The organism is Microcystis aeruginosa LEGE 91341, from assembly GCF_015206885.1.
In the GTDB taxonomy this organism is placed as follows: domain Bacteria; phylum Cyanobacteriota; class Cyanobacteriia; order Cyanobacteriales; family Microcystaceae; genus Microcystis; species Microcystis aeruginosa_H.
The window spans coordinates 1-8276 of the sequence record NZ_JADEXY010000164.1 but is presented as its reverse complement, the minus strand read 5'-3'; the positions used below and the strand labels follow the sequence as shown (position 1 = coordinate 8276).

Here is an 8276-nt window from a genome sequence, read left to right as displayed (position 1 = left end):
CCCTTCTCCCCACCCCCCACTTCATAATTCAGGCTCTTCGGTTTGTGTTATGCAATGGACGGGGGCTATAAGGGATGGAACCCTTATATAGAAAAGCATTTAGCGATTTTTGTCAATTATTTTTGATCTAGAGCGAACTGATCAATTAAATCTTTTGCCAGATAAGGATTTAGTCGATTTATGCCCCCTATAGAACCATACCAAGTAACGAAGAGCCATAATTTCATAATTCATAATTCATAATTCATAATTCCTGCTCCCCAACACCTATTTTCCGTCTAAACTTTTGTATAGGGATAGTCTGGGAAAGCATGGATAACTCTTAGACTAATTAATTCGGGACTCACATCACAATATAGACTATGGCTTACTATTGGTTTAAAGCATTTCACCTGATTGGGGTAGTTGTTTGGTTTGCGGGACTATTTTATTTAGTACGTTTGTTTGTCTATCATGCGGAGGCAGCAACACAAACGGAACCCGCACAAGCTATTCTGAAAGCACAATACGAGATCATGGAGAAGCGACTCTACAATATCATCACCACACCGGGGATGATTGTCACCGTGGCCATGGCGATCGGTTTAATCTCCACAGAACCAGAAATTTTAAAATCGGGATGGTTACATATTAAATTATCCTTTGTAGCTCTTTTACTGCTCTATCATTTCTACTGTGGTCGCATCATGAAGAAGCTAGAAAAAGGAGAATGTAATTGGACGGGACAGCAATTTCGGGCCTTAAATGAAGCACCAACCCTGTTATTGGTAGTTATTGTCCTTTTGGCTGTATTTAAGAATCAATTACCCCTCGATTTGACCACTTGGTTAATTGTAGCTTTAGTGGTATTAATGGCAGTGACAATCCAACTCTACGCTAAAAAACGTCGCCAAGATCAGGAAAAACTTCGGCAAAATACTCCCCAAAAAGAAGAAGTAGCGACCAGGTAAATTATCCTAATCATTCCCTAGGTTTCTAGGATAACAGTTAAGAGTGGTTTGATAGCTGTGGGATGGTCTTTTTAGTCCATCCCCATTGTATAGGTAGCAACCTTTAGTTTTTAGGTTTTTGACTTTCTGCTATTTTTAAACTTATACCAAAACTATTTATAAACCCCTTGCGAACAGGAAACGCTATAAATAAAAACAATCTCCTGACGACCGACTCCTAACCCTAACAACAATTTTTGATTTTTACAAGAGGTCCTATGAATAGTTGCTGGATAGATTGGGAAAAAATAACTAGGGATTTTCTGGGTTCCCGCAAAATCAAGCAAGTTGCTGAATTGCGAGGATTCTATCGAGTCAATCCCTCCGGTATTCCTAGGATTCCTTCCAATTTAGAATTGAGAGACTACCAAAATACAGCGATTATCAGTTGGTTTCGTAATCGGGGACGAGGAACTTTAAAAATGGCCACTGGCAGCGGTAAAACTATTACTGCTTTAGCTATTGCCCTGGAACTTTACGAAGCGATAGAACTGCAAGTATTATTAGTAATTTGTCCCTATCGTCACCTAGTTAATCAATGGCAACGAGAAGCGGAAAAATTTAATCTTAAACCGATTTTAGCCTACGAAAGTGTCCATACATGGCAAAGTCAACTAGCCACAGAATTATATAATGTGCAAGCGGGTAATCAAAAATTTGTCACCGTTTTAACTACTAACTCAACTTTTATTAGCGAGGGGTTTCAATCACAAATCAAATTTTTTCCCGATAAAACTTTAATCGTTGGTGATGAAGCCCATAATTTAGGTTCCCCCCGATTAGAAGAATTATTACCCCGTTCTTTAGGTCTAAGATTGGCTTTATCTGCCACTCCTGAAAGATATTTTGATGAGGAAGGAACCGACGCTATTCTTGATTATTTTGGACAAATTCTACAACCAGAATTTACCCTAGCTGATGCTATTAGTAAAGGTGCTTTAGTCAATTATTTTTATCATCCAGTTTTGGTTGAATTAACCGATAATGAGGCTTTATTATACGCAAAATTGACCCAGAAAATTGGCTGGACTTTGCAGAAAAATAGTAATTTAAATGGCAATGAAAATTTAACAGCACTGCTAATGCAAAGATCGCGATTAATTGGTTCAGCGAGTAATAAATTACAGGCTTTACAACAACTGATGCAAGAGCGTTTAGATACGGATCATACTTTATTTTATTGTGGGGATGGTTATGTAGAAAATTATACGGCTAATTATCGTCGTCAGGTAGAGGCTGTTACTCATTTATTGGGCAATCAATTAGGTTATCGAGTTGCTACCTACACCGCAGAAACTTCCCTAGAAGAACGAGAAAAAATTCGCCAACAATTTGAGGAGGGTTATCTGCAAGGATTAGTGGCAATTAGATGTTTAGATGAGGGAGTAGATCTGCCATCAATTCAAAACGCAGTTATTCTGGCTAGTAGTGGTAATCCTCGCCAATTTATTCAGCGTCGCGGGCGAATATTGCGCCCCCATCCCGATAAAAAACAGGCGACTTTATTTGATATGATCGTTATGCCACCCACCTTAGATCGAGAAACCTGGGAAGTAGAAAGGAATTTATTACGCAAGGAATTAAAACGCTTTCTAGAGTTTGCTCAATTAGCTATTAATGCTCAAGAAGCTGAGACTAAATTAGGGGAGATTCAAGATAGATATTGTCTTTTGTCTAATTAAAACTTGAAAAGTTAAATCTTGGCGGCTTTTATGCTAAGATAGAAGTTAGTCAAAAATTGATCGCCGAGAAAAATTAACCAAACCAGATAGCGATCAATAAAGTTGTATAATTTTCTTTCCTCTCCTTCTAAATTTCTATGCCTCCCCGTCAACAACCCCGTCGCATTGCTCGAGAACTTGCCCTTTTGAGTTTAAGTCAGATTAAAGGTAATCCTGAAAACCTGGAACAGCAAACTTTAAACGATTTAATTTTAGTCGCAGTTAGAACCTTAACCCTAGAAATTCAAGAAACCCTAGAAACCGCTGCTGCCGAAATTAGTCGTGGTAATGAACGGATTCTCGCTAGTGATACTAAGGCAACAAATCTAAAAAGCGCCCAAACTATGGTAAAAGAGGCAATTTCTCTTACCCATAATGCCATTAATCGTTTAGGAACCGTGATAGATTTTCCCGAAATTGTCCAGTTATCTAGTCAGTACGAAGTGCGGGAATATGCCCTAGAATTAATCGGTACAGTCTATCGTCGTCGTGCGGAAATTGAACAGGAATTAACCAGCGCTCTAGTGGATTGGCAACTGCATCGTTTACCAAGAATTGATCGGGATATCCTGCAAATTGCCGTGGCAGAAATGCTCTATCTCGATATACCTCAAAAAGTAGCAATTAATGAGGCGATCGAATTAGCCAAACGTTATTCTGATGATGAAGGTTATCGCTTTATTAATGGCGTTCTCCGACGGGTAACAAATAAGCTAAACGAAGCAGAAAAAGCCGTATCTACCCAGAGTTAAACTGGGAGTAAATTAATACTACAATGACCACATTTTATAGGGAAATTTCTGTAAATTGCTATTGTAGTATCGCTCATCTCCCGTGACTTCTTCGCCGATCCAATCAGGAATAGTAATGACTTGATCCTCTTGTTCTAACTCAATTTCAGCCATAATCAAACCTTGATTATCTCCCAAAAATTCATCAACTTCCCAAGTTAAATTATCCAGAGAAATGCGATGACGAATCTTTTCAATTAAAGGTTTTTTACAGAGGTTTTCTAACATGAGCACCGCATCTTCTAGGGGAATTGCATACTCGAATTCTTGGCGACTAATACCCTCAGTCTTGCCTTTAATGGTTAAATAACCCCGCTCTCCAACCACACGAACTCGCACGGTTGTCAATCCATCTTGGGTAGGAATATATCCCTGACGATACAACTTGCCAGTCGCAAGCGATCGCCAAGAATCCCCTTTAACCAGAAACTTCCGTTCAATTTCAACAGACATAAGCTTTTGACGACAATAAATTTAAGCCGTAGCCACGGCAGTGCCTTGGGTTCCTAGTTGAATTAACTCGATCTTGTAGCCATTAGGATCTTCCACAAAAGCAATCACCGTAGAACCGTGTTTCATCGGCCCCGGTTCCCGGGTGACATTGCCACCAAGAGATTGAATTTTCTCACAGGTGCTATAGATATCATCCACGCCTAGGGCAATATGACCGTAAGCATTGCCGACTTCGTAGTGATCGACTCCCCAATTATAGGTCAGTTCGATGACAGCATGATTAGCCTCATCGCCATAACCGACAAAAGCGAGAGTAAATTGACCATTGGGATAGTCTTTCTGGCGCAATAACTTCATTCCTAGCACATCGCAGTAAAATTGTAGAGATTCCTGCAAGTTATTGACCCGGAGCATAGTATGTAAGAGACGCATGATTATTTAGATGACATCGATCGAAAAATTACTCATCCTTGATTGTAACCAGTCCTTGGGCTTTCTTATCTCCTTGAGGGTCAACCATTCCACCAATACAAATGTACAAAAACTCACCCACTCCCAAAAGCGATTAATAGCTGTAACCAAAATCATCTTTCTGGCCATATTTCAATTACTATCTATAGGATTTTTTTAGGCTATGATGTGGTTAGTGGTGAAGTTAGTTAGGTCAAGAAATTTTTGATCGGGAGTTTTCTAGGGTAATTTTGAAGGTAGTAGGTGGTAGTAAGTTTTCAGTGGTTTCCGAAAAACACCTTTTAACTTGACTGACCGATAGTTGAATCAAACCTCTGTGACTGCAATAAATACCAAATATTTAGGGGAGTACAGAACAGAGAAATTGGCACGGGTTAAAGCTATGCGTTTTTATTTAGGGTACATCAATCACCTAGGCGGTTTACGGAAAAAATCCTCCCTTTTGGTTCGACAAACTCACCAACCATTTCGACAAGCAGGTTTCACGATTACAGAAGTTTTACTGGCAAGTGCGATGATGCTGATTGTCATCTCGGTGGCAGGAGATGCCGTAACTAACCTGCTCAGAAGTAACTATCGAGCTAATGCTGGTACTGAAATCCAAAATAATCTTAATCGTACTCTAGAGTTTGTTTCAGATGAAGTGAGACGGGCAAAAACTATCGCTGATTCTGAAACTGCGATCACGAGTACTCAAGTACCCACAGGAGCGCGAGCAGTTCTTGCTTTCCAAATTCCCGACCCCAACAATCCCGGTCAGGCTCCGCTCAATGAACAGATCGTTTACTATACCAAAGGCCCTGAAAATAGCTTGACCGGTCCGCGAGTCTTGTGGCGCTATGGTCCAGACTTGGACGAAGATGGCAACTACAAAACCCCCGCAGATGTTTCTACTTGGCAACATTCCCCCGTCACCGATATGTTAGCATCGACTGCTAATAACCCCAATTTTTGTGATGACCATGAGGGTTTTGAACTCATCGCCGCGGATCCTGGCGATGTGGACGGTTTTTTTGCCTGTGTTCGCAACGGTGGTGGTCAAGTGATTTTGAATGCCAACGCTGAGGTAGAGATGACTACTGTGACTAATGGAAATAGGGATAAAGTTAAATACTCTGTCAGCACCAGAGTTTCTCCTAGAGCTACCGATTAAATATTTTTCCTCGTACCCCCCCCAGAGAGTACCAACCCATGAAGTTATTCAAGGCTCCGATCGTTTCTGCTAATGAGGTTAAATAGAGAAGGATGATCCCGGTCTAAAAAATCTAACTTAAACAGCGAATTGCCTCCAATAAACCCCTCGCTTTGTTGAGGGTTTCTTCATACTCTTTCTCCGGCTCAGAATCGGCTACTAACCCCGCTCCCGCTTGCACAGAAACCAGATAATTTTGATTACCCTGGGGACGAACAATCATAGTGCGAATCGTGATGGCACTATTTAACTGTCCCTCAAAATCGTAGTAACCATAAACCCCTGAATAGGGACCACGACGACAGGGTTCTAATTCATGAATAATTTCCATAGCGCGAATTTTCGGGGCCCCACTGACAGTTCCCGCCGGAAAACAGGCTTTTAATAAATCCCAAGCACTTTTATTGGTGGCTAAATCCCCCACCACATTACTAACAATGTGCATAACGTGGGAATAACGTTCAATGATCATTAATTCATCCACTTTGACCGTACCTCGATCGCACACCCGACCTAGATCATTTCTCCCCAAATCCACTAACATAATATGCTCGGCAATTTCTTTGGGATCTTGCAGTAAATCCGTTGCTAAAGCTTGATCTTCACCGAAGTTTTGTCCCCGGCGACGGGTTCCAGCAATTGGTCTGACCGTAGCCTTTATTTTACCTAATTCGTCCCGTTCTGCCTTAACCATCACTTCAGGACTAGAGCCAATAATTTGCCAATCCTTAAAGTTATAAAAAGCCATGTAGGGAGAAGGATTAATCAGACGCAAGGAACGATATAAATCGAAGGGATGACCATGATAATTGGCATTTAAACGCTGGGAAATAACCACCTGAAAAATATCCCCTGCTTTGATATAATCCTTGGCTTTTAGGACATTTTGACAGAATTTTTCCTGAGTTGTATTGCTTTCATAGACTAATTCTTTTCCCTGACCAACTGGTAATAATTCTAGGGTTTTGGCATTAGTTGGTAGGGGTAATCGTAACTTGAGAACTAATTGCGTCACTCGATCGCAGGCTGCTTGATAAGCGGCTGCTAAATCGGGATTTTTACCCCGAATATCGGCATAAGCGATCACCCAGATTTTCCGTTTAACTTGATCGAAAATAATCAGATTATCCACCTGCATCCAAATACCATCCGGTAGATCGGCATCGGTAGCGGGATAAATAGGCACTCGCGGTTCAATCCAATTAATTAATTCATAACCCCAAAAACCAAATAAACCCCCTATTCCGGCGGGTAATTGCGCCAATTTAACCGGCACAATTGGGGCTAAACATTGGGTTAAAATCTCGAAAGGATCCCCCGAAAAAATCTCTTGAGAACCATCGCGAAAAGTTTGGGTGGTGGTGTTTCCCCGTGCTTCCAATACCCAGACGGGATCGCCGCCTAAAAAGCTGTAGCGTCCCAAGGTTTCGCCCCCTTCCACCGACTCTAATAAAAAATTGTAGGCTTGATCGGCACAAATTTTATACCAGGCCGAAACCGGCGTTTCTAGGTCAGCGACCCATTCTTGATAGACAGGAATAAAGTTACCTTGGCCAGCGAGTTCACGAAAGCGATCGAAGTCGGGGAAGATCATATTTTGATGGTTCAGGAAACGGAAGGAATTATGAATTATGAATTATGAATTATGAAGGAGTGGGGATCAGGGGAGATAAGTAGGTAGGTGTTAAAAGTTGTCAGATACCCCCCTTATCAAGGGGGGATTAAGGGGGGATCGGCACCCCCCTTATCAAGGGGGGATTAAGGGGGGATCGAAGCTAAAATCCATTTTTAATTTAATTATAACCAGCTACTTAGGAGAATAAATAAAAGCAATCTCCTGACGACAGGCTACTGACTCCTAACTCCTAACCCCAGGAAAAACTTTTTCAGCAAACCCTAACTAGCAATTGATTGCGATTGCGATCAGAGAAATCGAGAGTCGGAAGTTAAATCTTGGGGCTAAATAGCTTCTAAATCTAACTCCCCACTCTCGATTTTAGGGATTATTTATGCTTCGTAGGGAGTGACACCAGAGAACTTAATTGTCGCTGGTTCGGGGTTTTTGCCGATATTGCGGTCTTTTTTGCCGAAAAATTCACGACCAGCGTTAACTTTTTCGGGGAAGACACCATCAGCGGGGTGGAGATACTGCACTTCACCACTGGGGTAAATCCGATAGATTTTGTAATCTTCGATTTTGGGCTTAAATTTCGTCCGGAATTGGGTACCAAGAGCGAGCGCGTGTTCTTTGCGGGCCAAATAGAGGAGATTTTCGCCTTCGTTCATGATAGCGGCACCACCGGTGGGCATTTCAAAGACTTGTTCTTTGCTGCTTGTCCAGGTGATGGCGTACTTTTCTTCCAGATCGGCTTTGGCGAGTAAACCGCCCGTGCTGCCACCGAACTTAGGAGCTTTTCCAGAAAGTTCTGTCATAGGATTTTGTTCTCTCTACACAAATAAAGAAAAGGGGTTTTAGGGAATCCTATCACTGACACCCCCCCTCTCTAGTAGTCTTGTCAAGAACTGTAACATTATTTTGTACTAAACTATAGAACTAGGATTTACCCGTTTTCTATAAACCATCTAACGTTGCCAACGACAGGCCAAGTGTAATTTTCGGGGTGTGCCTATACAAAAAAAAAAAAAAAGAAAGGGAGAG

8 protein-coding genes and 1 pseudogene are annotated in these 8276 nt (G+C 41.5%); 5 read left to right on the top strand and 4 right to left on the bottom strand.

Annotated elements, in window-relative coordinates; genetic code table 11:
* Positions 1 to 49: 49 nt before the first annotated feature.
* The 4 genes and pseudogenes from IQ234_RS22025 to nusB all read left to right on the top strand — a co-directional run bounded on the left by IQ234_RS22025 (position 50) and on the right by nusB (position 3462).
* Positions 50 to 243, top strand: a pseudogene (locus IQ234_RS22025) (hypothetical protein).
* A gap of 119 nt (positions 244 to 362) precedes the next feature.
* Positions 363 to 950, top strand: a complete 588-nt coding sequence (gene hemJ, locus IQ234_RS18575; RefSeq protein ID WP_002739167.1) for a protoporphyrinogen oxidase HemJ — start codon at positions 363 to 365, stop codon at positions 948 to 950.
* A 257-nt stretch (positions 951 to 1207) separates the two neighbouring features.
* Positions 1208 to 2671: a DNA phosphorothioation system restriction enzyme gene (locus IQ234_RS18570; protein WP_193958163.1), complete on the top strand. Its 1464-nt coding sequence runs from the start codon at positions 1208 to 1210 to the stop codon at positions 2669 to 2671.
* Between the two features lie 137 nt (positions 2672 to 2808).
* Entirely contained in the window at positions 2809 to 3462 is a 654-nt protein-coding gene (gene nusB / locus IQ234_RS18565; protein ID WP_002789075.1) for a transcription antitermination factor NusB, read from the top strand.
* A gap of 18 nt (positions 3463 to 3480) precedes the next feature.
* Here nusB and IQ234_RS18560 read toward each other — a convergent pair whose 3' ends face one another.
* Positions 3481 to 3954, bottom strand: a complete 474-nt coding sequence (locus IQ234_RS18560; RefSeq protein WP_193958162.1) for a CYTH domain-containing protein — start codon at positions 3952 to 3954, stop codon at positions 3481 to 3483.
* Between the two features lie 21 nt (positions 3955 to 3975).
* Entirely contained in the window at positions 3976 to 4386 is a 411-nt protein-coding gene (gene gloA, locus IQ234_RS18555) for a lactoylglutathione lyase (RefSeq protein ID WP_193958161.1), read from the bottom strand.
* A 421-nt stretch (positions 4387 to 4807) separates the two neighbouring features.
* On the opposite strand from gloA, the gene IQ234_RS18550 reads away from it, so the two are divergent.
* Positions 4808 to 5578: a PulJ/GspJ family protein gene (locus IQ234_RS18550; protein WP_193958164.1), complete on the top strand. Its 771-nt coding sequence runs from the start codon at positions 4808 to 4810 to the stop codon at positions 5576 to 5578.
* 112 nt (positions 5579 to 5690) lie between these two features.
* On the opposite strand, the gene trpE is transcribed toward IQ234_RS18550, so the two are convergent.
* Both trpE and IQ234_RS18540 read right to left on the bottom strand, forming a co-directional pair.
* On the bottom strand, positions 5691 to 7211 hold the full coding sequence (gene trpE / locus IQ234_RS18545; RefSeq protein ID WP_193958160.1) for an anthranilate synthase component I: 1521 nt from the start codon (positions 7209 to 7211) through the stop codon (positions 5691 to 5693).
* A 413-nt stretch (positions 7212 to 7624) separates the two neighbouring features.
* Entirely contained in the window at positions 7625 to 8050 is a 426-nt protein-coding gene (locus IQ234_RS18540; protein WP_002740397.1) for a photosystem I reaction center subunit II PsaD, read from the bottom strand.
* Positions 8051 to 8276: the final 226 nt, after the last annotated feature.